Source organism: uncultured Pontibacter sp. (assembly GCF_947492645.1).
In the GTDB taxonomy this organism is placed as follows: domain Bacteria; phylum Bacteroidota; class Bacteroidia; order Cytophagales; family Hymenobacteraceae; genus Pontibacter.
The window spans coordinates 65,854-92,690 of sequence record NZ_CANLMZ010000001.1; the positions used below are offsets into that span (position 1 = coordinate 65,854).

Genomic DNA, 26,837 nt, shown 5'->3' on the forward strand with positions numbered 1-26,837 from the left:
AAAATAAAACACAAAGAAGTTTAAAACAAACTGCAGTTCATTTTCCGAAAACAGATACACATATATAAATATCACAGCTATACTCAATATCATTCTAAAGCCCATCGAGCCGAAATAATAAAGCTGAAAATTATCCTCATCATAGCTGATGCCCAGCCTGCTAATATAAAATGTGCCGGCAGTAACAAGTATGAAAAATGCAAAGATGTACCATACGTACGTATGTAAAATTTGATCGCCGGTAAAGTATAAAAGAGCACCTGTAAGCATGCCAAGCAGTCCGGAGAAAAGGAAAAGATTTTTAATAAAATTCACGAAATCTATTTTTTATTAAGTGACAGAATAACCAAAACCATTGTTGCTACAACCGCTACAACTAAAAGTATAATCGTAAACCAAGGGTTCTGCGTCTGGAAATGCTCATCCAGCTTCATTCCTGCAAAGGCTGCCAGCACCATGGCCCCAATCATCTGAAATGCCAACCCAGAGTACTTTAGATAAGGTTTTATGTTATCCCCTTTTGGCTTTTTAGGCGGCGTTTCTTCTGGCATTTTCCTGCTGATTTTTAAACCGATGCGAAATTACTTCTTTTTTGCGAGCTTAGCGCACCACCCTGCTGTATCTTTTGTTACACCCAAAGGCACGCACCGCTTTTCATAGGATAATATCCGGCGGCTGCGCCTGAAACCAAATGTGGTTTTGTATAGTTCAAATAGCTGCTAAAGGCCTGGTTAGTTTTTCTATTGGTAGATTATTGTATTTTTGTATAAGTAATGCACCATACTTAGAAATTAACTTAATAGCAGCATTATGTACAGCACGAGCAAGCTATACTTTACAACATGCCCGTTACGTTTATACTTAAATTAAAGTACACAAACCTTCGCCCCTGACTTAACTTGAATAAGCAACTATTTTACTTGTACTTTCTTCTGGTTGGGCTTTTGCTGGCAGCCTGCTCAACAGAGCGTAAAAATCCTATCAGCAAAACGTATCATAACACCACCGCCCGCTATAACGGTTATTTTCTGGCAAAAGAGAAAATGAAAGCCATTGAAAGTGGTTTGATAGAGGGGATGCAGCATGACTATAACCAGGTGCTGCCTATTTACCCACGCCTCGACTCTACTACAGCCAATGCACTTGCCGCAGACCTGGAGGATGTAATCAAGAAAGCTTCTTTTCCAATACAGTACCACAAAAACAGTAAGTGGATAGACAACTGCTATATTCTGATAGGCCAGGCAAACTTTTACCAGCTAAATTTTGCTGAAGCCTCCCGCACTTTTAAGTATGTGAACTCTACGAGCAAAAATGCCAACGACAAGCACGAAGCTTTGGTGTGGCTTATGCGCTCTTTCCTGCAAACCGGCGAAATGGACAACGCCCAACAGGTATCTGAGTACCTCCGGAAGGAGCGCCTGAATAAAGACAATGCCCGTGAGTTATACTTGGCTCGCGCGCAGTACCACCGCATGCTAGGCGACACCGCTGCTGTAATCGAGAATCTGGCTTACTCTTTACCCAACTTTGAGGATAAAGATGAAGAGTCGAGGATCAGGTTTACGCTTGCACAGTTTTACCAGCTAACAAACAAAGACCAGGAAGCCTATAAGCAGTACAGCAAAATACTTCGCCGCAATCCCCCCTATGATCTTAGCTTTTTCAGTAGGCTATATATTGGCCAGGTATCGGAGCTTGAAGACAAGCAGGATACTGAGCGTATTGCCACCTACTATAAGAAGCTCCTGAAGGACGATAAGAACACCGAGTACCGCGATAAGATTTATTATGAGATGGCGCAGTTTGCGCTTCGCCAGCAAAACTATGCTAAAGCCTTAGATTACTTAGAGCAATCCCTAAGAACACCAGGCACGCTCCAAAACCAGAAAGCGTACAGTTATGTGCTGGCCGGCGAAATATATTTTGACAACCTGAATAAGTATAACCTGGCCGCCGCTTACTATGATAGCGCTACGCAAGTATACCCTAAAACAGCTTTAGAGTATGAGGCCGTAACAGAGCGCCGTGATATACTGGCAGACTTTGCCAAACAATTTGCCACCATTCAAACGCAGGATAGCTTGCAACAGCTAGCCAGAATGGGAGAAGCAGAACGCACGGCTTACCTGCAGCAGCTTATACAGCAAAAGGAGGAGCAACGGCAACAGGATTCGGCAAGGCAGGTAGCAATGGCTCAAAATGCGAACAGGCAAAACGCTGATGATAACAGAAACAGGCGCAACAATAATAACACCAGCTTGCAGGATAACACGACTGTTGGTGGCGTCTGGTATTTTGATAACCCCACCGCTATGGCATCGGCGAGATCGGAGTTTGTGCGCCGCTGGGGCGACAGGCCCCTGCAGGACTTCTGGCGCATACGTGCCCGTGGCGAGAACACTACCAACCAGGCAGAAATTGCACGTGCACCGGTAGCGGCACCAGAACAGCAAATGAGCACAGCAGAAAGGACGCAAATGCAGATGCAACAGTATCTGAAAGAAATTCCTTTATCTACCGCTGATCTTATGCGCTCAGAAAAAGAAGTAGAGGACGCCTATTTTAAGCTGGCTAACATTTACAGCCAAAAACTTCGCAATCCTGAAAAGGCAACCGAAACATTTGAAACCCTAATCAAACGCTTCCCTAACTCGGAGCATACCGCAGAGGCTTACTACAGTTTATACTTATTGTATGGCAAAGCCGGCAACCAAGAGCAGCAGCAAGTTTATTATAATAAGATAAAGCAAGTTTACCCAAACACTACATTTGCCCGCCTGGTAGACGACTCAGACTTTATGTCTAAAAATGCCGCTGATAACTTAAAGGCCCATGTGCTTTACGATTCAGCTTATAGTTACTACGAAGCTTACGAGTACAAACAGGCTACAGCGCTTTTAAACCAATTAGTGAGCCAGTACCCGCTAAACGATATTCCGGATAAAGTGGCATACCTGGAAGCGATGATAATAGCACGTACACAAAAGCCCGATGCTTTCCGCAGCCAGCTCACTCAGTTTAAAGCCAGGTATCCTAACAGCTCGCTTTTGCCTAAGGTAAACCAGTTGTTAGCTACCTACCAGGACCTGGAACAGAAAAACCTGTTGCGGCAGGAAGCTCCGGAAGCGCCTGCAAACAACCACTCTGCTGGCAACTTGAGTCCGGAAGAAAAAGTTAGCACGGAGATTGCTTCTACAGCCGTGGCATCAGCGGCAAAACCTGAGCTGCAAGCAGCAGGCAAAGGTGTTGCTACAGAAACAGCTTTGCCTGCTGTACCGGAAAAAGAGCAAACTGCTGCCATAAGCGCAAAGCCTGAACAAAATGCTGTAGCAGCCCCCGGTGATTCAGTTGAGCTACCGGTTCCAACAGCCCCTGCTGTAGACCCTATGGCTTACACAGCCGGTGCTGATTCCGCTTTTTATGTGGTATTGCTGTATCCAGCAGATGCACCTGCTTTTAAGGATGTGCTACCTAAGTATGAAAAGTATAATAGCACTTACTATAAGGCGCAGCAACTTAGCTTAGAGTCTGTTCATTTTTCAGATGAGAAGCACATGCTCGTGATGCAGTCTTTTCCGGATGCAAAGCAGGCACAGGCATTTAATGTAAAACAAAAAGCGCCTCAGTCCCCGATAGGTAGAATTAGAGGTGTAGAATTCGTTACCTTTGTTATTTCGTCTGCGAACTACCAGAAGTTCCTGCAGAAGAAGGACCTGGACACATACCTGACTTTCTTTAAAAACAATTATTAATACATGACTACGCGTCAAAAAACGGTTGAACCACAGAAAAGGTCTTATTACCCTAAAATTGCCACAACGCTTTGGGTGGTATTTCTGGGTGGCTTTGCTACACTTATACTTTATATATACGCGGTAAGTATAAACTTCCTGAACCTGTTTGGGGAGCTGCCCAATATGCGTACACTCGAAAATCCTAAAAGTGCCTTATCTTCTGAGCTGTACTCTGCTGATAATGCCATACTTGGAAAATACTTTAGAGAGAACCGTACGCCAATTGAGTACGATGACCTGCCAGAGAACTTTATCAATGCACTTATCGCAACAGAAGACGTGCGTTTTGAGGAGCATTCTGGTATAGACCCTGAGGCAATGGCGCGTGTAGCCGGCTCTATTATGATTGGCAGCTCGAAAGGGGGTGGTAGTACACTTACGCAGCAGCTTGCAAAAAACCTTTTCAAAACGCGTGGCGAGGATCTGAATAACGGAGTACTGAACGATGTGCCTGGCCTGCGTACACTTATCCATAAGACTAAAGAGTGGATAATGGCGGTTAAGCTGGAAAAGTCTTATACTAAAAAGGAAATCATGCTGATGTATCTCAACATTTTTGAGTTCGGCAGCAATGCTTTTGGTGTTGAATCAGCAGCTAAGACGTTCTTTAATAAAAAACCAATAGACCTGGAGGTGCATGAGTCTGCCGTTTTAGTAGGCTTGTTTAAAAACCCAAACTTCTATAGCCCGAAATTTAACCCTGAAAACTCGAAGCACCGCCGCAACGTGGTTATGTCGCAGATGGTGAAGTATGGGTTTATGACGGAGGAGGAGTATCAGCAGCTTAAAGAAAAAGACATCAAGCTTGATTACCGTGTAGAAAACCAGAACGTTGGCTTAGCGCCATACTTCAGAACTGAAGCAAGCAAGTTTTTACAGCAGTGGTGCCGCGAAAATGGCTACGACCTGTATGCCGATGGCCTCAAGATTTATACTACCATCGACTCACGTATGCAGAAGTACGCTGAGCAGGCAATGGAAGAGCACATGAAGGCGCAGCAAAAGCTTTTCTTTGAGCATTGGAAAGGCCGTAACCCTTGGATTGACCGCAACAACCAGGAGATTAAGAACTTCCCTGAAACGGCTATTAAGCGAACAGATCGTTATCGCCGGCTAAATGCCCGCTTTGACGGCAACCAGGACTCTATCAACTACTACCTGAACAAAAAGATACCGATGACGATCTTTAGCTGGGATGGTGAAAAGGATGTGGTTATGAGCCCTATGGACTCTCTTAAGTATTACAAGCATTTCCTGCAGGCTGGCTTTATGGCCATGGAGCCGCAAACCGGCCACATTAAAGCCTGGGTTGGTGGTGTAAACTATAAGCACTTTAAGTATGACCACGTAAAGCAAGGCGCTCGGCAGCCTGGTTCAACGTTCAAACCGTTTCTTTATACTGCAGCTATAGAAAACGGATATTACCCATGCTACGAAGTTATTGATACACAAGTATGTATTCCATTACCTGATGGAAACATGTGGTGCCCGAACAATGCCGACAACAAGTATAGTGGGCAGAAATTCACCTTAAGAAAGGCTTTGGCTGAGTCTGTTAACTCTATCTCTGCTTACCTGATAAATAAATTAGGTGCCGAAACACTTGTGCAAACTGCCAAGCGCATGGGTATTAGCACTCCCCTGGACCCTACGCCATCATTGGCTCTGGGTACAAGCGATGTAACCCTTTTTGATATGGTAGGCGCTTATGGCACCTTCGTGAATGGAGGTACTTGGGTGGAGCCAAACTTTATAACGCGCATAGAGGATAAGCATGGCAACGTAATCGCAGATTTTGCTCCTAAAACAGTTGAGGCACTTAGCGAAGAAACTGCTTACCTGATGGTGCACATGCTTAAAGCAGCTGCTGAGCCAGGAGGTACCGCATACTATGGATTGCGCCACAGAAACGGACTTAAAAATGAAATGGGTGCTAAAACAGGTACAACTCAAAATCAGTCTGATGCGTGGTTTATGGGCATTACGCCAAATTTAGTTGCAGGCACCTGGGTTGGAGGCGAAGACAGGTCTATTCACTTCCGTACAATTGCGCTAGGTCAGGGTAACAAGTTGGCAATGCCTGTTTATGGCTCTTTTATGCAAAAAGTATATGCTGATAAATCGTTGGACGTTTCGAAAGCTGCCTTTCCTAAACCTTTAACGCCTTTATCTGTAGAATTAGATTGTGCAAAGTATAACCAAGGTGTGAGAGTTGACTCAACGATGCAGGACGAGTTCCTTAACTTACCTACCCAAATAGACTTTGACGCTGAGATCTAATTATGATATTTTATGCCAGCAAACGAGAAGCTGAAGGAACAGATATCGCACCTACCCCATAAACCTGGAATTTACAAGTTCTTTGATGACAAGGGTATTATATATGTAGGCAAAGCGGTTGATATAAGGAAACGTGTGAGCTCTTACTTCAACCGCTCTGCCCAACACAACAAAAAGACACTTAAGCTTATCTCCCAGATAAAGCGCATAGAGTTCACTATAGTTGATACAGAGGCCGATGCTTTTCTGCTGGAAAACAATTTAATAAAGCAGTATCAGCCTAAGTATAACATTTTGCTTAAAGACGGAAAAACATATCCGTATATAAGCATCCTGAATGAGCGGTTCCCAAGGGTTATAAGCACCCGCAACAAGATCAACGATGGCTCCCGCTATTTTGGGCCATACCCTAGCGTTACCACTATGAACGTGGTGTTAGACCTGATCCGGACGCTTTATCCGCTGCGCACCTGTACTTACAACCTCTCTCCCGAGAACATTGCTGCTGGAAAATTTAAAGTTTGCCTGGAGTATCACATCGGCAATTGCAAAGGCCCATGCGAAGCTTTAGAGGATGAGACACAGTACAACCACTACATTTCGCAGATAAAGAATATACTTTCAGGTAACTTATCTGTTGCTAAAAACTACTTTAAAGAGAATATGGCCGCCGCCGCTGCCGATTATCAGTTTGAGCTGGCGCACCAGTATAAGCAGAAGCTGGATATGCTCGAAGACTTCCAAACAAGGTCTACAGTAGTTAGTAACACACTCACTAACATCGATGTATTCAGCATTACCAGTAACGAGCAATGTGCTTTTCTTAACTACCTGAAGGTGATGAACGGCTCTATTATACTTACACAGTCGCTGGAGATACAGAAGAAGCTTGAAGAAGAGGATACAGACCTGCTCGCCTCTGTTATCGTGCAGTTGCGCCAGGAGTTTGAAAGTACTTCCCGGGAGATCATTACCAACCTTGAAGTAAAATTGCCTCTAGATGGCATCACAGTTTCACAACCACAAATAGGAGATAAGCGGAAACTGGTTAACCTCTCGCTTAAAAATGCAATGTACCTGCGCAAAGAACGTGAAGGGCGACAGGAAAAAAACAGGGACTTAACCGACCAGCGTGAAATACGTGTGCTGGAGACGCTGAAAAAAGACTTGCGCCTGACCGAACTCCCGCGCCAAATCGAGTGCTTCGACAATTCAAATTTCCAGGGTGATTATCCGGTGGCCTCCATGGTATGCTTCAAAAACGGCAAACCTAGTAAAAAAGACTACCGCCACTTTAACATTAAAACCGTTATAGGAGCCAACGATTTTGAATCAATGTATGAGATTGTGACTCGTAGGTACAAACGCTTGCTCAACGAGAACCAGCCCTTACCACAGTTAATTATCATTGATGGCGGTAAAGGGCAGCTAAGCATGGCTGTTAAAGCGTTAAAAGACTTGAATATCTATGGCAAAATTGCTGTGGTTGGTATCGCGAAAAGGCTGGAGGAAATTTTTTATCCTGGCGATTCGCTTCCTTTGTACATTGATAAAAAGTCGGAGTCCCTTAAACTGATCCAACGCCTCCGCAATGAAGCTCACCGGTTTGCCATCACCTTTCATCGGAGCAAGCGCGATGCCGGAACTTTAAAGACTGAACTTACTGAAATTAAGGGGATTGGTACTACAACAGCAGAAGCTCTGTTGTTAAAGTATAAATCTGTAAAGAAGCTAAAGGAACTCTCTCATCAGGAGCTGGTACAAGAGGTAGGCAAGGCTAAAGCTGATATCCTTCACTCTTACTTCAGTTCTTCTCAAACGACTTCCTGATTTTAGCTTCATCTCTATACTGCTATAATAAGCATGATAGGCTATGATACTCTTGTATAACGCATGGATCCTACGCAAGTATGTTCATACATACTACTGCAGTACTTTTATACTTTACTCTGCTTTTATGAAGTTTTTGGTTACAAAAAAAGGCGACCTTTTCAGGTCGCCTTTTTTATTGAGATGTTTTTCTAATTAGTAGCTCCACAAGCTATACTCATACTCAATTAATGCTTCAGCAGCATTCTGAGCAGCAAGTAAGCCTTTTTTACCAGCTCCATAGATAGACGCTAAGTCGTTATCGCCAGGATTAGAAATTTTGCTTATGTATGAGCTGAACAACCACAAGTCAAAAGCATCTGAAAGATTCTTGTGCTGTGCATCATTCTGAGCATTATACCAAATAGCTACATCCGGGTTGTTGCGGAATACTCTTACCAGATCGCTCATCTTAAAACTTGCCACCGTTTGCTCAAATCCTAATGGGTTAAGCGTTGAAGGCACTTTAAGGCTGATCGTTTGGATGTCGTGATACATGCGCGAACGCTTTTTATCAAACACAACATTTTCCTTTAACTCCAGCAGGTACAGCTGCTTTGGCAGGTACTCGTTGCTTATAGGAGCAGCGTTACTAGTTGCATTAGTACCAAGTGCAGCTCCCCAGCCATCATCTTCCTGCGCGGGCTGGCCAAAACCAGCTGCAATTTCTTCCTCGCTCAGCTGCTCTCCTGATTCTTTCGGAGTCATGTTCGCTAAAAATTCTTCACGTGTGATAGGTGTGCTTACAGAATCGCTTCTGTAGGCAACCAACTCTCCGCTTTTTACAGCATCGATGATAACCTTAGTAATTTCTCTATTCTGAGAGAACATTGGTTTATTCTGCTTCTCACGTAAATCTATCTTGCGCCATACTGTCTTTTTAAACAGTACATCATGCTCTGGAATAGGTCTGGCTGAAGGATTGCTTGTTGCAGTAGTGGATACCTGCTGTGCCATGGCACCTACAGATAACATAATGCCTGCTGCTACACCTATTACTTTAACTAATTTCATACTCCTTATAATATTCGATTTTAATTAAGAGGAACAATAAAGTTTCCGTCTCCTGTTTTTGCATCTACAGCTTCACCTCTGTAATTAAGGCGTTTCACGTCCACCACTTCTATAACCACTCTATCGCCTTTAGCTGCTTTAGCTGCAAAGTTAGATAAGTTAGCAGTTGGGCCGTTAAATTCGCCTGATTCAATTGGTGAGTTGCCTCTTACCAGGTATGCCTTCCACTTTGTTACTCTATAACGTGCTTCGTTAGGTAATAATTGTTTAAAGCCTTCGTCTGCTACAGCTTGTATCTCTACTGATCTAATTGATTGAGCAGGAACACCGCGTCTAACATCGATTGGGCGGCCATTTACCAACGGCACAAGCTCTGGCTTAGGCATTGGTCTTACCTTGAATTTCTCAGCACCAATGGCGTTACCACCGCTGCTAACATTTATAGTAACCTCAGTTGAGTTAGGTATAATCGTTACCATACCCTTTTTAGCGCCTTTTATAGCTGATCCGCCGCTAGCAGAAAAGCTTGGGTCGTAAATTGCCCCTAACGCAGGAACCTGGATGTTAAGCTCGTTCGCGCAACCAAAGTATAATGCCTGTACAGCAGCTGACTGCACCTGAATTACTGGCTTAGCTACAATATACTTCTCCTCAACAGGGAAAGTCTTCTCTTCACCGTTCTGGTTGATTACGATTGTGCCTTTCCATGTTTGCTCAGAATTACCGTCAGCATCATAGTTAGAAGCAGAAGCAGTAAATTCTACTTGTCCTTTGCCATCTACTACTTTAACTGGCTTACCATTGTGGTACATAACCGGTGTAATCGCATCAGAAGAAGCAGCTATAAACATATCTGCTTTATACTTTGTACCAGCCGCTACAGTCTTTGATTCTGCACGGGCCATCGCAAATATCTTCTCAAATTTGATGATATCTGCACCAACCTGCTGCGCTAGTTTCTGTAATGCATCAGCTTCATACTTCAGTACTTCGTTTTCTTTCTGAGATAGTACAGCTAATGCTGCTACCAAAGGAGTTTCACCGAAGTTTAACTCAGCAAAGTCTTTATTCTTCTGCGTCTTGTCGTTTTTTGCTACAACGTCATCCTTACCATCATTCGCTAATTGGTCAGGAGTGTTCGGGTTGTACTGCTTCAGGAACTTAGCATATTTGTTAAGTTTATCCTTCAGCTCATAAGCTTTACCACTATTCTTATTGGCTGCTCCAATCATCATAATAGCAACCTTATCCTCACCACTTGGGTTAGCGTATTGGTTAGGGTCATCTTCGCTTCTACCGCCAGTTTTATCAACAAGCTCTTTTCTCAAGCCTCTGATATATTCCACCATTTCTGATGTTTGCTGACGTATCTCCTGTGCGTTTTTTAGAACACGCGCATCGTTGGCTCTGTTACCACCTTTATCGACTGCGTTCCTAATATTTGATAGAACACTAGCGTTATCTGTTACAGTTTTATCATTCACTCCCAACAAACTTTCGTCCAGGAACTGAAACTTTAACAGGATAGCCGAGTTCACTTGCAGGGCCAGAAGGGCGGTCAGTACAAGGTACATCATACCGATCATCTTCTGCCGTGGTGTCTCTTTTCCTCCAGCCATTTTATACTATTTTTACTGTTGTTTTCTTGTTGATTTAGAACTTCTGAAAGAATTAGCTACGCATAGCTGACAGCATGTTGCCATACACCGTGTTTAACGAGTGCAGGTTCTGCGTTAAGCGTGAAACTTCATCCTTAAATTGCTCTGTATCTTTGCTGGCATCAGTTAAGTTTTCCATGGCCATAGTCAGGTTACCATAGAACTTGTTCATGGCCTTCAGGTGGTTGTTTGCATCCTGAAGTTCCATTTCGTAAACAGCGTTAAGAGCACCTAAGTTTCTGGTCATGTCCTGAATCTGGTTGTGGTACTCTTTTGCATCTACTGTAGATCCTGCCATGTGAGATAGTGCCTCAGCAGTAGTAGCATAAGCTTTGTTCATGTTATCCAGCTGATCTGCTGCTGCTCTTACACGTAGTGTGTAATCCTGCGTTGCTGCAGTTGCCTGACTCATATCTGCTAGCTGAGCAGTAGTTTCGCTTAGTCTGTTTAAGCCTAATCCAAGGCTGTTGATAGTGTCTGGTGTGATGTCTGCATCACGCATCATATCATCCAATTTTCTTGTTAGAGATGCTCCTCCTGATACATTTGCAGTTGCTGGCACTAAGCCCTCTCCTGCATAATCATCAGCTAACTGAGGGTATACTCTAGCCCAATCTGGATCATGTGGTTGTGGCTGGAAAGCACTTAGGGCAAAGATTACAGCCTCAGTACCCAGACCCACAATTAGCATTATATCCGCACCTGCCCAGTGCTGTATTTTAAATAATGCTCCGACAATTACGACAGCAGCACCAAGGCCATACACTTTGGGCATTAATACGTCGTATAAAAAGCTGCGACCTTTAGCTTTACTCATTTTGTTTTCTAATTAATTAAGTGAACGATTGGATTGTTGGGTTTTGGAAATTAGGGTTGTATTAAAAATTTGGTATTATCTGAATTCTCTACCTGAAGATCTACCTAAGTAAATCATAGCATTACGGAAACCGATGAATGAACGGGCTGAATCCTGGTATTCGAAGTTACGCGTACCTGTTTCCAGGAAGTAAGCAATGTCTTTCCATGATCCACCTCTAACAACTTTACGCGGCTCGTTGTCATCATTGTATACTGGGTTCAAATCCCATACTACCGGAACTGAAGCGTCATAATAGGCATCTTCGCACCACTCGGCTACGTTACCTGCCATATCATATAAACCAAAGTCGTTCGGGAAGTATTGCGCTACCGGAGCTGTATAAACAAATCCATCGCTGTAATAGTCACCACGACCAGGCTTAAAGTTTGCTAATAAACATCCTTTACCGTTACGCAGGTACGGGCCACCCCATGGGAAAACCGACATATCGCGGCCACCACGTGCAGCATACTCCCACTCTGCCTCAGATGGCAAGCGGAACTTTGGCATCGGCGCACGGCCATCCTCTTCGTTTGCCTGGTTCTTCAGCTTAGTTCTCCAATCGCTGAAGTATTTTGCTGCAAACCAGTCTACACCTACAACCGGGTAGTCATCAAATGCAGGATGTGAAAAATAATATTCCATCAGGGGGTCGCCCATGTGGTATGTAAAGTCTTTTACCCAAACAGTTGTATCCGGATAAAGCTGAGTCATCACAAACTCTTCTCCTAACACATCTATCGAGTCTTGCACCATTACCTGGATAAACTGGCGGTACTCATTATTTGTGATTTCGGTCTCATCCATGTAAAAGCCACTAATAGTTACCTGCTTGTTCAGGTTGGCCATAGAAGCTGCTATATCCTGATCTGCCTGCCCCATGTGGAAAGTACCTCCTGGACAAGGCACCATACCATAAGGTATCTCCTGTGCATTGTAGTCCGGACGGTCATCCACCCCCACAAGGTCACCCTGTGGTCCTCTTCTTAGTCCACAGCTTGCAAGCAGTACTACCGCCAAAGCGAAGGAAGACAGCTTAAATAGTTTGTTCATAATGAGTAATAAAAAAGTAAATTTTTTCAGTAATATTAATTTAGTACACTTTTTCGAGCGTAGCAAATATAAAAGGTTTAACAACAATAAAAAAACAATTCAACTCGACACGTATTTATTATTTTTTAACGCCGTAATAAACTGATTATTATTGTACTGTAAACAATTTTTACCCTGTACTTTTTCAAGAAGGGAACTTCACCCTGCAGCTCTTCCTTATATTTTGTCTATCTGGAGAAGTTATAGCGCGGCGTACGTACCGGCGGCTTAAATCTGATTACTGGCTCCGGGAGCCTGTAGTTTACCATAACCTCGTGCGAAGTTGGGGCCTTAGCCTCGCGGTTAAAGGTAGTAAAATCAAACGCGTAACCCACTCTCAAAGCATTCTCCTGAAATAGTGACAATCCTATTAGCGCACTAACAGCTTCTTTGTGCCGATAATTCACTCCGGCCCAATATTTTTCACTATAAATGAATCTGGCGCCTGCATCAAAGGAAAAAGTTTCGGTGTCGTGTTTCAAAAGTACCGTCGGAGTGGCTACCAGCTCGTTGGAAACTGGCAAATTGTAACCTGCTGTTACATAAATGTGATTCTCTCCCAGGAATTTACCCGTGCCGGTGTTTGCAGAGTCAGCGAATTCGTATTGCGCTTTCAGAAGATTAGTAACGCCACCTCCTGCATAAAATGTTTCTGATTCGTACCACACTCCTGCACCTAAATCATACTTTGTGTCGGAGGTATTATATGGTACGCTTGGGTCACCTTCGTCAATCGCCCTATATCTCCCTTTCTTTATATTGTTCAAATTTCCTTGTACGCCTAAACCTAGCTTATTGTCTCCGATATTAATATGAAACGAGTAAGAAAGTGCGGCAGAGAGGAAAGTTGTGTTTGCAATTTTATCGCGCATCAGGCTTATTCCCAACCCGCCATGCAGCAACCTCACAGGCGTGTGCGCTGTCAACAGCAGGGTCTGAGGCGAGCCTCCATCATCAAAGGTTGCATCATACCCCAACCATTGGTACCGATATAAAGACATGATTTCTGGCCGATTTGTGATGCCGGCATAAGCCGGGCTGATTTGCATACCGTTAAAACCGTAGTGCGTAAACTGCGGTTGCTGCTGGGCCCATACCGTAGTCTGGCATATCAGCATAAGCAACAAGACGGGTAGGAGCTTTCTCATAGGCAGTTAGCAAGAAGGCAAGATTTTGTAACGGTGTACAGGCAGCTTAGGACCAAATATAGTTATTAAACGTTAAAACGCAAAAGCTAGTACATCGTGATAGATACTAGCTTTTGCGTTTTATAGTATGTAAAACAAAAATAAAAGTTACGTTTAGCCGCTTACTTTTTTGCTTCTTGCTTTTGCTGGTTCTGAATGTACACCTCAATAGCGCCCGTCATAGAAGGGGCATTCGGCATTGGCGCTTCTATATCCAACTCCAGGCCTGCATCTATAACTGCCTTTGCTGTAGTAGGCCCAAAAGCAGCAATACGGGTATTATTTTGCTTAAAGTCTGGGAAGTTGATAAACAAGGAGCTTATACCTGACGGACTGAAGAATGCAAGGCAGTCATACGTTACATCATCCAGATCAGATAAGTCGGCTGCAACTGTCTTATAGATAATTGCCTCCGAATGCTTGATCTTGTTTGCCTGTAAAAATTCAGGAATATCCTCTTTGCGGATGTTTGAGCATGGAAACAGGAAAGTCTCGTTCTTATGCTTTTTGATCACCTCGAAAAGGTCCTTAGCTGTTTTCTCGCCTACAAACAACTTGCGCTTGCGCAGCGTTATATACTTCTGAAGATAATACGCCGTTTGATCAGAAATACAGAAGTACTTCATGTCTGCAGGCATCTCTATCTTGCTTTCCTGGCAAATTCTGAAAAAATGATCTACTGCATTGCGGCTAGTAAAGATAATGGCTGTATGCGACAGGATATCCACTTTATCTTTCCTAAACTCTTTAAAAGGTACCGGTTCAACCTCAATGAAAGCTCTGAAGTCAACATCAATGCCATACTTTTCGGCAATGGATAAGTATGGTGAGTTCTCGGTAGTAGGCTGTGGTTGTGTAACCAGAATGCTCTTGATAGGAACCTTGTGTCTTTCAGGGTTTGCGCTTCCCTTTGCTTTACTCTCAGCCATATAATAAATGCGGTTATTTATACTTTCACCTGCTTAACTGCCGCAAATTGTGCTTTTAGAAGCTAAACACGATTAATTTCAGCACAACTGCCAGCGGAATTACTTCTGTGGCGCAAAGGTATGAAAATAAATGCAAATTTAGTACAGTAGCTTTCTTATTTACAGCCGCAAATACCCTGAGTACAGTTAGCAGTAACAGCAAAGACACCAGTATATTAGATACAAGCAATATAATTTCTGGTATAAATGCATTCATAGAAAGATACAATAGCATCACGAATGGCAGAAAAACACCAAGAAAAAGCAGGGTCTTGATAAACTCTCTGTACTGCAGCACAACCACTTCTTCAAGGCCAAAAATAAATGCCATAAACTTCAGGAAAAGATACTTCATCAACACGAACAAGAATATCCCTAAAGTATAAATGCCCACTTTGGTGGTTATGTTAGCCTCGGAAACCGGAAGCAGGCGGTTAAACAGGCGTATGTGCTGCACGTTGGTATGTATGGCTGCAATAAGCAACGCCATCGATAACGAGAAGGCAAGTATAAACAGGATGCTCGACCACGAACTGATTGGCTTGGCAAGCATGCCTTCATCAAGTTTGCTATTGCGTCCGCTACTCCTGATATCGAACAAAGACTGAAACTCTGCCGGGTAATTAATTCTTAGCCAGCCGTACATAAGCCCGATCAGGAGCAGAATGATTATAAAAGCATTTTGATTAACATACTCTCGTATTCTTAAAGGCAAAGGCCGCCGGACTGATTCGTTTTCCTGCCCAACACTTTGCACGTCGTTATAAAACCCTTTTACATTAGGTTGCTGTGCTGGATGCCAGACTGTAAGCAGCATTTTTCCATCTACAGGCTTTATGGCAGCCGTGTGCTCTGAAATGTTTAACCTGTAAGCAGCCGAAGAATCTGCTTTAAAAATTAACTGGTTGTTTAAGAAAACGCATAGATTTTGCTGGGCTACAAAGCCTATCCGGAAGGGCTGCGACGGCACAACCGTAACCCATTGGTGCAGCGCATGCTTTTCTGAATGCACAGCCGCCACGTATGGCACCAACTCCTGTGCGTCGGCATCATACACCAGCCACTCTGCTGTAAGGGCATTGTTCTGCTCCAAAGGCAGCACCTGTGCATCTGCTTTCGGTAAAAAGAAGAGCGTAGCAACAAATAAAAGTATAAGGTACAGGCAGCCTGCTTCAGGCCTTGGAAACACTCTCAGCACCACGTGATTTATAAATTCCTAAAACTATACTTAACAGCGCCGAGAATGCCAGCAATACCAGAAAAACATTCAGGCTACCCCAATGCCCGAAAAGCACTACAAATAAGATAACTATAATATTGATTGCAGCAAGCGTAAGTACTGTGCCCACCTGCGAGAAACCCATACTTAAAAAGTGGTGGTGGATGTGGTTCTTATCTGGCACAAAAGGAGAGATTCCTTTTAAGATACGGGTTATAAAAACTCGGATTGTATCAAAAAGTGGCACGAACAAAATACCTAGCGCTACGGAAGGGGCCGCTGGCACTACACGCATCTCAATAAACTGTATAGCCAGCACAGAAAGTATAAACCCGCAAAGCAAAGAGCCTGTATCACCCATAAAGATAGTTGCTTTATGGAAGTTGTACCGCAAAAAGCCCAATATACCTCCTACAAGGCAAAATGCAACTGCAGCATAATTACCGTAGGCCTCGCCACCATATAAGTAGAAGTAAACGCCAAAGGTGCTCGCAGCTATTACAACAAGCGTTCCGGCCAAGCCATCTAAACCGTCTATCAGATTGATTGCATTGGTTATGCCGATCACAACAATAAAGGTAAAGGCATAACTGGTCCCTATTTCTAGTTCTCCTACGCCAAATATTCCCTGAAAACTTGTCACCCTTATATCGGCCATAAATATCACAATGCCTGTTGCCAATATCTGCACCGCAAATTTCTTTAAGGCAGATATGTTGATCAGGTCATCTTTAAGGCCTATAAAGAACAGCATGATGCAACCAGCCAACAACTGCTGCACGCCATTGTTAAGGTCGGCAAAGATTGTGAGTGCCGACATAAAGCCAGCAAACATAGCCCCACCGCCTAGCCTTGGTGTTAGCTCGGCATGCACGGTGCGCCCATTAGGCCGGTCAAGTATGTTTTTTAAGTGCGCTACCCTAATAATGGAGGGCACAGCAAATATGGCAATTAAAAACGCCCAGCTGGATGCAAGTATAAGGGGTAAAAGTCTCTGATCCATATGATTTGGGACAGGCTAATGCAGCACTTTAAATTAAACTAATTAACATTACACCCTAAAAGGGTGCTTAGGTAGCCGAGCAATGTGGCAGTATATACGTTAGCGCCCTTGCTTAAGAATGCAGCACACCCTGTAGCTGAAGCAAGGCTATATCAATAAGGTTTTCTTCTTTAACTGAGTCAGGCACGAAGACAAACTTCTTGTCATAGATTTGCCTCTGCACATAGTAGCTAACCCAGTACTCGTTATTTATATGAAATATAGCCGGATCGATAGGCTCTATTTGCACCGAGCTTTTAGGCTCTACCCGCTCAAACATATGACGAAGTACGGATGTTTTTACTTCGTTGCCATCTATTACGCCGTAGCCCTTAGAAGTTATAAGTACATTTTCCAGCGGAAACGGGTTGTTATTAAGCAGGTAAACATCCCACGTGGCCTCGCCCAAATCGTTTGTTTTAGTAGCAATAGCTACAGCTATTCCTTCTACTGCTCCAAAGTCAATATCTTTTTTCATTTACGCTCTGTAATCTCCGCCTCAAATAAAGTGGCTATATGTTTTTTAAGTTTTTCCTCTACTTCTGCCATGTCCAGCTCATAACCAAGTTCGCGGGCCAGAGAAGTTACTTTTTTGTCAGAAATGCCACAAGGAACGATATTGTTAAAATAATCAAGATCTGTGTTTATGTTGAAGGCAAACCCGTGCATGGTAACCCAACGGCTGCATTTAACGCCCATCGCACAGATTTTGCGTGGGTTTACCTGTGCCTCATGGTCAAGCCATACCCCTGTAAGCCCTGCAATGCGGCCGGCATCGATGCTGTAATCGGCCAGGGTAAGTATAACTGCCTCCTCTAGCAGGCGCAGGTACTTGTGTATATCCGTAAAAAAGTTCTCCAGGTCTACTATCGGGTACCCTACAATCTGGCCGGGGCCATGGTAAGTAATATCGCCGCCACGGTTTATTTTGTAATAGGTGGCGCCTTTGGCCTTCAGGCCTGCTTCATTTAGAAGCAAATGCTCTTCGTGACCGCTTTTACCCAATGTGTATACATGCGGGTGCGAGCAAAAAAGCAGGTAGTTTGGTGTTTTAACCTGCTCCTCAGGGTCCGCTTTCCTGTTCTGCACTTTCAGTTCGAGCACACTCGTAAACAACTTATCCTGATAATCCCAGGCCTCTTTGTAGTCAATTAGCCCCAGGTGCTCAAACTGTATTTCTTTATTTTGTAACACAAGCGTATACGTTAAAGTTATAGCGGCATTTATCTCTTAAGCATACATTGATGGCCGCAAAGGCAGCAGCTTCATTTAACCTTAACGGAACTATTAAGTATAAATTTTATACTTTAAGTGGCTTAAAGCAGCTGCAGCTATATGTTTAAAACATAGACTTTTACTCATATACCAGTATTGGTAGTGAATTGAATCTAAGTTCGGTGCAAATTACAAGATTTAGATGGCATCTCAAACAAACGCTCATATAAGAACCGGCCAAAACGGCGAGCAAACAGCAGCAGCTTATTTAATCGAGCTTGGATACACCATACTTCAAAGGAACTACAGGCACAAAAGAGCGGAGATAGACATTATAGCACAACAGGATGACGTGCTCGTTTTTGTAGAAGTTAAAACCAGAACTTCCGCCACGTTTGGTTATCCTGAGATGGCAGTAAGCACCAAAAAAGAAGTGCAGTTACTTGCTGCAGCAGAGGAATACATTTATCAGACTGGTTGGGAAAAGGAGATACGATTTGACATCATAGCGATTACTTTAAGTCCGCAACTCGAAGTGCACCACATCATGGATGCCTTTCATTAACGCTGCGCCTGAGAGCGTTTGTCAAACTTATCTTTCTCGTAAACAAGTGTGCCGTGGCGGTCATACTCCTTTATCAAGTATGGCTCAAAGGGTTTGTCATAAGCTGTTTCAGGATATTGAAACTCGTAATGGCGGCGGCCTCTAAAATCGTAATGCTTTATCCAAACACCCACTTTTTTGCCTTTTTCATACTTGCCGGTCCACTCAACTTCTCCGTTATCATAAAAACGGTAGTAGGTACCCTGCACCTCGCCATACTCGTACGGCATTACTTCTTTTATCTTCTTGCCACCGTCGTAGTATGTTACCAGGGCATCGCGCTGAAATCCTTTATCAAAGTGCTGCTTGTTTGTCAGGATGCCTTCTTCGCCTCTTCTGTAGTTTTCCCAACGCAAATGCTTGGTGCCAATGTAGTAATATCCTTCCTCCACGGTATCATCGCCTATCTTTTTCATGTAAGGCCCGTGCAACACTTTGTATCGGTTATGGTCTACCTCGTCGGCGCTGGTGCGGTAAATAACTTTCTTTTTGGAGTCGAAATAATATTTTAACGGAGCATACGGGTTAGGCTCTTTGTGCACAGGCAGGTAACTAAAAGTTTCAATCTCTTCCCGGGAGCCACTTCCTCTTTTCACAAAGCCACGGCTAACTTTTTCGCCCATAAAGTAGCGCTTGCTGCGTTTCTTTTTGCGCTTCTTCTCTTTTTCTTCGGCTTTATCGCTCAGCAGGCTGGCATCCAGAACGGGAGCAGCAGTATCAGCAGCGGCTATGGCATTGGTTTTAGAGCTCTCTTTTAAGCGAGCCTGGTTTAAATGGTAATCGCTGTTCCATTTAGGTTGCCCACAACCGCCCAATGTTAAAAAACAAGCGCCTACAGCTAACAAAAAAACTAAGCGTACCGAATGCCTCATACTTAGTGCGAACGAGTAAATGGGTGAGTAGATGACAACAAATTAATTTAACGCCAACCCAGGAGTAAACCTGTTTATGCCTGAAAGTATAACGTAAAGATGAACATATTTTATATAGCAACCATAGTAATTGCACCTATAACTGTGTAGGGCTGCTGATAGTTTCACGCAGCAGCGCAGCCAAATAAAAAAGGCAGCGCCCTGCGGGCACCGCCTTAATATGGTAGGTATATATTTAATTCTCTATTCTTTGTCGATCAGCTCGAAGCTGCGCTTTACAAACGCCGTAAGCGAAGCTCCGGACAGCATGTTCTGCGACAGCAAAGCCAAGTCGAATGCCTGGCGCGCAATGCGCGGCCTGTTCTCTTCTTTGGCATTTAAAACACGCTGGTTCAGGCTGTGGTTAGCGTTAATAGTTACATTGTATGTGTCTGGCATATCACCCATAAACATCATACCGCCACCGCCTGTTTTGCTCATGTCTTTCATGCGGCGCATAAATTCTGGCATCGTAATTACTACCGGCGCATCGTCCGGCGACATAGGCGCAACCTCTACTACCATATTCTTATTATCTATAGCAGTTTCGTAGATGCCTTTCAAGTCTTCCTTCTCCTTGTCGTTCAGTACGCTTTCCTTAGCATCGTCACGCTCAATCAGCTTATCTATCGTTTCAGAATCAACACGCTTAAGCGTAGTCTTCTCCAGCTTCTGCTCCATCATACCGATAAAGTGGCTGTCAATCATCGTGTCCAGCTTCAGCACATCGTAACCACGGTTTTGAGCTGCCTCCACAAATGCATGTTGCTTGTCGGCATCAGTAGTGTAAAGCAGCACCAACTGGTCGTTCTTGTCTGTTTGGTTAGCTTGCGTCAGGGCTTTATACTCTTCTATAGTAGTATACTTACCGTCCACGTTCTGCAGCAACACAAAGTCCTTGGCTTTTTCATAGAACTTGTCGTCGCTTAGCATGCCATACTTCACAAACACATTAATGTCGTCCCAGTTTTTCTCAAACGTTTCACGGTCTTTCTTGAAGATGTCATTCAGCTTATCCGCTACCTTTTTGGTGATGTAGGTATTGATCTTCTTCACACTAGAATCAGCCTGCAGGAACGAACGGCTTACGTTCAGCGGAATATCCGGCGAGTCGATTACACCGTGCAGCAGCATCAGGAACTCAGGCACTACGTCTTTCACCTCGTCGGTGATAAACACCTGCCGTGAGTATAGCTGTATTTTGTTGCGCTGCAGCTCAAAATCGTTCTTGATCTTAGGGAAGTATAAAATACCTGTCAGGTTAAACGGATAATCTACGTTTAGATGGATCCAGAAAAGAGGCGCCTCCGAGAACGGGTAAAGTTCTTTGTAGAAGTTTTTGTAGTCTTCGTCTGTTAGTTCAGATGGCTGCTTTGTCCAGATTGGGTTTGGGTTGTTGATCACATTGCCCTCGAACTCTACCGCAACCGGCAGGAACTTACAGTATTTCTCAAGTATAGTACGGATACGTGCCGTCTCTAAAAATTCTTCAGAGTCCTGGGCTACGTGTAGTATAATGTCGCTACCACGGCTTTCTTTTTCTGCTGCTGTGATAACAAACTCTGTGCTGCCGTCGCAATCCCAACGCGCCGCCTCTGTGCCCTCCTGGTATGATTTCGTTATGATTTCTACACGCTCGGCCACCATAAAGGCAGAGTAGAAGCCCAAACCAAACTGCCCGATGATCTGATTTTTATCGCCACCGGTTTCTTTATAGCGCTCCACAAACTCCGATGCACCCGAAAATGCTATCTGGTTTATATACTTCTTGATCTCCTCGGCTGTCATACCGATACCATTGTCAGAAATGGTAATGGTTTTGGCATCCTTGTTTACAGACACCACTACTTTCAACTCGCCCAGGTCGCCTTTATACTCTCCGATAGAGGCCAGGCGCTTCATTTTTTGCGTGGCGTCTACGGCATTACTTACCAGCTCGCGCAGGAAAATCTCGTGATCAGAGTATAAAAACTTCTTAATGATCGGGAAAATATTCTCGGTGTGGATCGAAATACTACCTCTTTCTTCCATATTTATACTTTAAGGTTATGAATCTGCTTTTATATAGTTTACAAGGTGGCTTTCAAAACCTGTTCCATAGTTTTACAGCTGCTAATTCTGTGACAGGTTGTCATAATTTTTTCATGTCTGCTGCGGCAACATGCCGTAAAGGTCAATTTTTATGATTATAATTGACACATCGGTTTAAACCTAGCGCCACATCCTGACTCTAAGGAAGACCGTAAACGAATTGATTTGGAATTTAAACTGCCTTTGATTTAGTTGTATACTATAGGGTGAACCACTATCTGAGACATATCGCTGTGTTGCTGCTCCTGCTCTTTGGAAGAGTAATGGTGCCAGACGCGCTGTTGCTGGAACTGCACGGACACACGCATACGATACATCCGGAACACACCGACACACACAAAGCGCAGGTTGGCCAAAAGCACTCGCATTGCCCGGTAGAGGACCTCTTTGGTGCGCCTTACCAACCGGCGGCAAATCTTGTTGCATTCAAACCTGTTGTTCATACAGCTACTTACATGGTGCATTACAGCAGCAACTGGCATGGCACCACCTTACACAATGCCTCACTTCGGGGGCCACCTCTAGCTTAGTTTTTAGCGCCACCATGTTATAGTACCTGCTTTTGATGAAGCAGGTGGCTTTATACATGTATTACCTTAAACCTAACGTTCCGGTCTGGGATATGCTATTGGCATAGCACTAGTCTTAAAAGAGCGATGGCAACCTATCCAGGCTGCTATACTAGTATTGCTAAAACTAAAGTAGTGTTTATAACTATCCGACACATTTTAAAATATCCGGTGCTGGCCATTTTGCTTGCTGTGGCAGGCATGCAACCATTGCTGGCGCAGCATACAGACCCGGTCCCGTCTGGGCCTGTTGATGCGGCTACAGAACAAGACTGCGGCCTAACCATTTCGGGCAAGATACTGGACCACGACACGCGTGCCACGCTGATAGGAGCAACTGTGTATATCCCTCAGTTAGATAAGGCTTCCGTTGCCGATGCGTATGGCAATTACCACTTTCACCACCTGTGCCGGGGCACTTATACTTTAAAAGTAACCTACATCGGGTACGAAACAGAAAGCTTTACGCTGAAGCTCGGCGCATCAACAGTACGCGACCTGCAGCTGCATGTAGATGCCACCACGCTACAAACTGTAGAGATTACCGGCAGCAACTTAAAGGAGCAGGCACAGTCTTCGCAAATACTCTCGGGCAGAGAACTGGAGGAGACGCGCGGCCTTTCGCTTGCTGAGTCACTTAAGGGTCTTGCAGGGGTTACCTCCATTCAAACCGGCCCTACCATTTCGAAACCTGTTATACATGGCATGCACAGTAACCGTGTGCTATTGCTAAACAACGGTGTAAGGCAGGAGGGGCAGCAATGGGGCTCGGAGCACGCTCCAGAAATAGATCCTTTTGTAGCCAGCGAGATGAAGGTGGTAAAGGGAGCAGCTGGTGTTCGCTACGGAGCAGATGCGATTGGCGGCGTAGTGATCGTTGAGCCGAAAGCACTTCCTGACTCTGCCGGTATCGGCGGCGAACTAAACTTGGTAGGCACCACAAACAATCGCCAACTGGCAACATCTGCCACCCTAGAAGGCAGGTTAAAAACTGTGCCCGTAAGCTGGCGTGTACAAGGCACCTTTAAAAAGGCCGGCAACGCACGCACTCCGGATTACTACCTTGAGAACACCGGCTTTGAAGAGCGAAATTTCTCTGCAGGGCTTGGCTATAAAAAGGAGCGGTTTGGGGGTGAGTTGTTCTACAGCCAGTTTAATACTGAACTAGGTATACTTAAGGCTGCACACATAAAAAGCACTACAGACCTTTTATACGCCATTGAGAGGGGCAGGCCGGCAAACGCAGACGAGGTTGGCTTTACCTATGACATAGGCAGGCCGTACCAGGATGTGCAGCACCAACTGCTGAAGGCAAAAGCTTACCTGCTTACCGGGGAGGCCGGCAAACTAGAGTTTGTGTACGGGTTGCAGCGCAACCTGCGCCAGGAGTATGATGCCCACCGGGAGGGCCCAAGACCTGCCCTGGAACTTGATTTGATTACGCATACTACAGAAGCTATATGGGAGCATGCGCCTGTTGGCAATTTTTCGGGTTCGGTGGGTGTAAGTACCATCTACCAGAACAACACGTATGCGTACAGCGATTTCCTGCCATACTTTACAGGTATTACAGGCGGTGTTTTTGCTATCGAGACGTGGCGCAAAGATAAGTTACAGCTAGAAGCAGGCTTACGTTACGATTACAAGCATTTGCTGGTAAAGCGGCTCGTACAAAACCGCGACTTAACAAAACCTGAGTTCGACTTCAATAACGTGTCTGGTACGCTAGGGGCAATGTATGACGTAGGCTACCACCTTACCTTTGGCCTTAGTGCCACCTCGGCCTGGCGTGCCCCCAACGCGAACGAGCTATTCAGCGATGGAGTGCACCACAGCTCTGGTGTATACGAACTAGGTGATGCAAACCTAAAGTCGGAACAGGCTTACAACTTCGAGGCATCTGTGGATTACTTTGCAAATGCCCGCCTAAACGGAAAGCTGAGCGTGTACCATAACTTTATAGACAATTACATTTACCAGGCGCCGCTGCCAGAGCCAAAACTCACGATTAGCGGTTCGTACCCGGTATTTGAGTATAAGCAGGCAAATGCAACCTTTACAGGCGCCGATCTTAGCCTGGAGTATAATCTGCTGCCAAACCTTACGTTAGATTCTAAAACATCTATCGTGAGGGCAAGAAACACTACGGCAAACGACCACCTGATAAGTATACCCCCAGACAGGTTTGATAACAGCCTACGCTACGAGGCAGGCGACTTAGGCAGGTCAGGTATACTTAAAAATACATATTTTACCTTAGGTGGTGTATATACCGCAGCGCAGACCAGAGTGCCTACCAAAACCGATGAAGACTTTGCACCGGCACCCGATGTATACTTTCTTCTTCAGGCTGAGGCTGGCACTACAGTATACTTTGGCAGGCAAGCAGTTGAGTTCGGCATTACAGGAAACAACCTGCTTAACGCCCGTTACCGCGAGTATTTGAACCGCTTCCGGTACTTTGCCGACGACATGGGCCGCCTGCTTATGCTGCGCATTAAAATACCTTTAGATTTTAGCAAAAGTTAGTTTTTAACCGTTCACAGTTTTTAACAATTTTTACATCAATCAGAACATTAAACTTATGAAAAGATTATTCAGACCATATCTAGCTTTACTTGTAATGGGATCTTTGTTATTTACAGCTACATCATGCAGCGATGATGACCCGGAGCCAATAACAGAAGAGCAGGAACTGATAACCACACTAAAGATAACGCTTGTACCAGAAGGCAAGAGCCAGTCTGTTGAGGGCACTTACAGCGACCCTGACGGAGAAGGAGGCAACGATGCAACAGCCAATACTTTAAACTTAGAGGCTAATACTGTTTATAATGCCACCATAAAGCTTTTAGACGAAAGTAAAACACCTACGGTAGATCTGACAGGTGAAGTTGAGGAAGAAGGAGATGAGCACGAGCTGTTTTACGAGTTGCTGGAGAATCTGAATTTAGGTATAACCAAAACCGACATTGACAAAAACAACCGTCCGCTTGGCCTGAAAGCCAGAATCCAAACCAACGGAAGCAGCACCGGCAAGTTACGCATTACATTAAAGCACCAACCAGGTTTAAAAGGCAACACCAGCGATATAACCAAAGGTGAAACCGATGTACAAGCTACCTTCGATGTTGTAGTGCAATAACTTAACCGCACTTTATTGATTATCTAAACCTGCGCCACCTGCCTTTGATGTATGTTATCACAAACAAGATTAAAGCAGTTGTGTGTTAGCAAAATGCAGCCAACGTGGCTTAAGATAAACAACCGTAAAATTTAGACATATTTCTTAAAAGGGGCACTTATACTTAGGTGCTCCTTTTTTTGTCTGCGGGCAAGTAAAAGCGAGAGTTGGCATAATATAATCGCCTTATAATATTTAGCGGAATCAACCTTAACGAAATGCAGGCTGAGCTTGCTGTAGTCGTTACAGACACAACTCCGCTGGGCCTTCAGGCTAAATTCACGGCAGTTAAAGCAGGCATCGAAACGCTGCACATAAACCTAGACGCAGAAAAAAGACGGGGTAAGTCTTATGGGTGGCACGGTGTTTAATGCCTTATACTTTGTAGATGTACAGCGCTAAAGAAATGCTTACTACAGCAACAAGGGCAGCTATGTAGCTGACCTTGTTTGTTTTATACTTTTAGCCCCTTTGCCTGCAGGTCGTCTATTATTTTCTGCATTCGCTTTGCCTTTGTTTCCGGCCGTTTTGCATCCAGTACTGCTAAAACATATTCTTTCCGATGGGTAAAGGCCAATTTATCAAATATGCTCTCTACGCCAGCTTGTCTTAGGGCTTCTTGCATGTCATCAGGCACGATTACTGTTTTGGTTTTCCGGTCTATGCCTGGTAAATCTATGCCAAACACAGATGGCTTTGCACGCTCTGATGCACGCCTGTACCTGGCTGATGACCAAGTAGTATCCAACGAAACCAAGCGTGTAGACTCGTAACCAAGCACTGTTACTGCTTTCCAGCCGTCGTCGCGGCTAAGGTCTGTTTTTATACCTGATGATTTTTTAGGATAAGCAATCCAGAAAAGCACGTTAGGTTTAAGCAATGGCACTACTTGGGGCACAAATCGGTTCAGCTCTTCCACGTTGCGCACAAATAGCTGCACCGCTTCAAAAGCACCGGATTCAGGAACTTCAGTAGCGTTTTCATAAGTATATCCTTCACCCGCCAATACCTTCGCAAAGCCATCAGGCGCATTCAGGAGCAGCACATGGCTATCAGTTTTTAGCTGTAGTTTCTTTCCTAGTTCAGCCATACTATAAATAAAGTTTTACTTCCGGATCAAAGTCCTAATCTAATATAAAAGTAGCAGCAACGAAAGCATAGGTCATTCCTTTGCAAGTTATCAAGGACGGCTTCTACTTAACATCTACATCTTACTGATGGCACAGCGGCTATTGGGTTATGTTCGCCTTTATTGCCACTAAGCAATTTGCTATTAGC

Annotated in this window: 22 protein-coding genes; 8 read left to right on the plus strand and 14 right to left on the minus strand. The window is 44.3% G+C overall.

Going from position 1 to position 26,837, the window contains the following annotated elements:
• Positions 1–320 precede the first annotated feature (320 nt).
• A complete protein-coding gene (locus Q1A23_RS00300) occupies positions 321–551 on the minus strand; it encodes an AtpZ/AtpI family protein (RefSeq protein ID WP_299817812.1) in 231 nt (76 codons plus the stop codon).
• A gap of 369 nt (positions 552–920) precedes the next feature.
• On the opposite strand from Q1A23_RS00300, the gene Q1A23_RS00305 reads away from it, so the two are divergent.
• The 3 genes from Q1A23_RS00305 to uvrC are packed head-to-tail and all read left to right on the plus strand — an operon-like array spanning position 921 to position 7,907.
• Positions 921–3,755, plus strand: coding sequence for a tetratricopeptide repeat protein (locus Q1A23_RS00305; RefSeq protein ID WP_299817815.1), 2,835 nt, complete (start codon positions 921–923; stop codon positions 3,753–3,755).
• 3 nt (positions 3,756–3,758) lie between these two features.
• Entirely contained in the window at positions 3,759–6,077 is a 2,319-nt protein-coding gene (locus Q1A23_RS00310; RefSeq protein WP_299817818.1) for a transglycosylase domain-containing protein, read from the plus strand.
• A 12-nt stretch (positions 6,078–6,089) separates the two neighbouring features.
• Positions 6,090–7,907, plus strand: a complete 1,818-nt coding sequence (gene uvrC / locus Q1A23_RS00315; RefSeq protein WP_299817820.1) for an excinuclease ABC subunit UvrC — start codon at positions 6,090–6,092, stop codon at positions 7,905–7,907.
• A gap of 195 nt (positions 7,908–8,102) precedes the next feature.
• Here uvrC and gldN read toward each other — a convergent pair whose 3' ends face one another.
• From gldN to lipB, 10 genes are all read right to left on the minus strand, one after another.
• Complete coding sequence (gldN, locus tag Q1A23_RS00320) at positions 8,103–8,960, minus strand: gliding motility protein GldN (protein WP_299817823.1); 858 nt, start codon at positions 8,958–8,960, stop codon at positions 8,103–8,105.
• A 20-nt stretch (positions 8,961–8,980) separates the two neighbouring features.
• Complete coding sequence (gldM, locus tag Q1A23_RS00325; RefSeq protein ID WP_299817825.1) at positions 8,981–10,579, minus strand: gliding motility protein GldM; 1,599 nt, start codon at positions 10,577–10,579, stop codon at positions 8,981–8,983.
• A 52-nt stretch (positions 10,580–10,631) separates the two neighbouring features.
• On the minus strand, positions 10,632–11,435 hold the full coding sequence (gene gldL / locus Q1A23_RS00330) for a gliding motility protein GldL (RefSeq protein WP_299817828.1): 804 nt from the start codon (positions 11,433–11,435) through the stop codon (positions 10,632–10,634).
• A gap of 75 nt (positions 11,436–11,510) precedes the next feature.
• Positions 11,511–12,530 carry an SUMF1/EgtB/PvdO family nonheme iron enzyme gene (locus tag Q1A23_RS00335; protein WP_299817831.1) on the minus strand — a complete coding sequence of 340 codons (1,020 nt, stop codon included), beginning with the start codon at positions 12,528–12,530 and terminating at the stop codon, positions 11,511–11,513.
• A 227-nt stretch (positions 12,531–12,757) separates the two neighbouring features.
• A complete protein-coding gene (locus Q1A23_RS00340; RefSeq protein WP_299817834.1) occupies positions 12,758–13,717 on the minus strand; it encodes a type IX secretion system membrane protein PorP/SprF in 960 nt (319 codons plus the stop codon).
• A 161-nt stretch (positions 13,718–13,878) separates the two neighbouring features.
• Positions 13,879–14,685 (minus strand): uroporphyrinogen-III synthase, encoded by an 807-nt coding sequence (locus tag Q1A23_RS00345; protein WP_299817837.1) that lies wholly within the window; start codon positions 14,683–14,685, stop codon positions 13,879–13,881.
• Between the two features lie 55 nt (positions 14,686–14,740).
• Positions 14,741–15,922: a DUF4271 domain-containing protein gene (locus tag Q1A23_RS00350; RefSeq protein ID WP_299817839.1), complete on the minus strand. Its 1,182-nt coding sequence runs from the start codon at positions 15,920–15,922 to the stop codon at positions 14,741–14,743.
• Positions 15,897–16,946, minus strand: a complete 1,050-nt coding sequence (locus Q1A23_RS00355) for an MraY family glycosyltransferase (RefSeq protein ID WP_299817842.1) — start codon at positions 16,944–16,946, stop codon at positions 15,897–15,899. The genes Q1A23_RS00350 and Q1A23_RS00355 overlap by 26 nt, the downstream gene beginning before the upstream one ends.
• Positions 16,947–17,058: 112 nt before the next feature.
• Positions 17,059–17,463 (minus strand): hypothetical protein, encoded by a 405-nt coding sequence (locus Q1A23_RS00360; RefSeq protein ID WP_299817845.1) that lies wholly within the window; start codon positions 17,461–17,463, stop codon positions 17,059–17,061.
• On the minus strand, positions 17,460–18,179 hold the full coding sequence (lipB, locus tag Q1A23_RS00365) for a lipoyl(octanoyl) transferase LipB (protein WP_299817848.1): 720 nt from the start codon (positions 18,177–18,179) through the stop codon (positions 17,460–17,462). Before lipB ends, Q1A23_RS00360 begins: the two co-directional genes overlap by 4 nt.
• A 223-nt stretch (positions 18,180–18,402) precedes the next feature.
• Between lipB and Q1A23_RS00370 the strand changes: the two genes are divergently transcribed.
• On the plus strand, positions 18,403–18,765 hold the full coding sequence (locus Q1A23_RS00370; protein WP_299817851.1) for a YraN family protein: 363 nt from the start codon (positions 18,403–18,405) through the stop codon (positions 18,763–18,765).
• Here the strand turns inward: Q1A23_RS00370 and Q1A23_RS00375 are convergent.
• A complete protein-coding gene (locus Q1A23_RS00375) occupies positions 18,762–19,676 on the minus strand; it encodes a hypothetical protein (RefSeq protein ID WP_299817853.1) in 915 nt (304 codons plus the stop codon). The genes Q1A23_RS00370 and Q1A23_RS00375 overlap by 4 nt on opposite strands.
• Positions 19,677–19,919: 243 nt before the next feature.
• Complete coding sequence (htpG, locus tag Q1A23_RS00380; RefSeq protein ID WP_299817855.1) at positions 19,920–21,746, minus strand: molecular chaperone HtpG; 1,827 nt, start codon at positions 21,744–21,746, stop codon at positions 19,920–19,922.
• A gap of 266 nt (positions 21,747–22,012) precedes the next feature.
• Between htpG and Q1A23_RS00385 the strand changes: the two genes are divergently transcribed.
• The 4 genes from Q1A23_RS00385 to Q1A23_RS00400 all read left to right on the plus strand — a co-directional run bounded on the left by Q1A23_RS00385 (position 22,013) and on the right by Q1A23_RS00400 (position 25,930).
• Positions 22,013–22,336, plus strand: a complete 324-nt coding sequence (locus Q1A23_RS00385; RefSeq protein WP_299817858.1) for a hypothetical protein — start codon at positions 22,013–22,015, stop codon at positions 22,334–22,336.
• A 126-nt stretch (positions 22,337–22,462) separates the two neighbouring features.
• Positions 22,463–24,904, plus strand: a complete 2,442-nt coding sequence (locus Q1A23_RS00390; protein WP_299817860.1) for a TonB-dependent receptor — start codon at positions 22,463–22,465, stop codon at positions 24,902–24,904.
• 55 nt (positions 24,905–24,959) lie between these two features.
• Positions 24,960–25,520, plus strand: coding sequence for a hypothetical protein (locus Q1A23_RS00395; RefSeq protein WP_299817862.1), 561 nt, complete (start codon positions 24,960–24,962; stop codon positions 25,518–25,520).
• A gap of 257 nt (positions 25,521–25,777) precedes the next feature.
• Positions 25,778–25,930: a hypothetical protein gene (locus Q1A23_RS00400; protein WP_299817863.1), complete on the plus strand. Its 153-nt coding sequence runs from the start codon at positions 25,778–25,780 to the stop codon at positions 25,928–25,930.
• 83 nt (positions 25,931–26,013) lie between these two features.
• Here Q1A23_RS00400 and Q1A23_RS00405 read toward each other — a convergent pair whose 3' ends face one another.
• Positions 26,014–26,649 carry a YdeI/OmpD-associated family protein gene (locus Q1A23_RS00405; protein ID WP_299817865.1) on the minus strand — a complete coding sequence of 212 codons (636 nt, stop codon included), beginning with the start codon at positions 26,647–26,649 and terminating at the stop codon, positions 26,014–26,016.
• Positions 26,650–26,837: the final 188 nt, after the last annotated feature.

What these genes read in the sequence shown, in the direction of transcription:
- Q1A23_RS00395 (WP_299817862.1), top strand. Translation starts at nt 24,960, where the DNA reads ATGAAAAGATTATTCAGACCATATCTAGCTTTACTTGTAATGGGATCT.
- Q1A23_RS00335 (WP_299817831.1), bottom strand. Translation starts at nt 12,530, where the DNA reads ATGAACAAACTATTTAAGCTGTCTTCCTTCGCTTTGGCGGTAGTACTG.
- Q1A23_RS00310 (WP_299817818.1), top strand. Translation starts at nt 3,759, where the DNA reads ATGACTACGCGTCAAAAAACGGTTGAACCACAGAAAAGGTCTTATTAC.
- Q1A23_RS00360 (WP_299817845.1), bottom strand. Translation starts at nt 17,463, where the DNA reads ATGAAAAAAGATATTGACTTTGGAGCAGTAGAAGGAATAGCTGTAGCT.
- gldM (WP_299817825.1), bottom strand. Translation starts at nt 10,579, where the DNA reads ATGGCTGGAGGAAAAGAGACACCACGGCAGAAGATGATCGGTATGATG.
- Q1A23_RS00345 (WP_299817837.1), bottom strand. Translation starts at nt 14,685, where the DNA reads ATGGCTGAGAGTAAAGCAAAGGGAAGCGCAAACCCTGAAAGACACAAG.
- gldN (WP_299817823.1), bottom strand. Translation starts at nt 8,960, where the DNA reads ATGAAATTAGTTAAAGTAATAGGTGTAGCAGCAGGCATTATGTTATCT.
- uvrC (WP_299817820.1), top strand. Translation starts at nt 6,090, where the DNA reads ATGCCAGCAAACGAGAAGCTGAAGGAACAGATATCGCACCTACCCCAT.
- Q1A23_RS00300 (WP_299817812.1), bottom strand. Translation starts at nt 551, where the DNA reads ATGCCAGAAGAAACGCCGCCTAAAAAGCCAAAAGGGGATAACATAAAA.
- Q1A23_RS00405 (WP_299817865.1), bottom strand. Translation starts at nt 26,649, where the DNA reads ATGGCTGAACTAGGAAAGAAACTACAGCTAAAAACTGATAGCCATGTG.
- gldL (WP_299817828.1), bottom strand. Translation starts at nt 11,435, where the DNA reads ATGAGTAAAGCTAAAGGTCGCAGCTTTTTATACGACGTATTAATGCCC.
- Q1A23_RS00355 (WP_299817842.1), bottom strand. Translation starts at nt 16,946, where the DNA reads ATGGATCAGAGACTTTTACCCCTTATACTTGCATCCAGCTGGGCGTTT.
- Q1A23_RS00375 (WP_299817853.1), bottom strand. Translation starts at nt 19,676, where the DNA reads ATGAGGCATTCGGTACGCTTAGTTTTTTTGTTAGCTGTAGGCGCTTGT.
- Q1A23_RS00400 (WP_299817863.1), top strand. Translation starts at nt 25,778, where the DNA reads ATGCAGGCTGAGCTTGCTGTAGTCGTTACAGACACAACTCCGCTGGGC.
- Q1A23_RS00390 (WP_299817860.1), top strand. Translation starts at nt 22,463, where the DNA reads ATGGCAACCTATCCAGGCTGCTATACTAGTATTGCTAAAACTAAAGTA.
- htpG (WP_299817855.1), bottom strand. Translation starts at nt 21,746, where the DNA reads ATGGAAGAAAGAGGTAGTATTTCGATCCACACCGAGAATATTTTCCCG.
- Q1A23_RS00370 (WP_299817851.1), top strand. Translation starts at nt 18,403, where the DNA reads ATGGCATCTCAAACAAACGCTCATATAAGAACCGGCCAAAACGGCGAG.
- Q1A23_RS00340 (WP_299817834.1), bottom strand. Translation starts at nt 13,717, where the DNA reads ATGAGAAAGCTCCTACCCGTCTTGTTGCTTATGCTGATATGCCAGACT.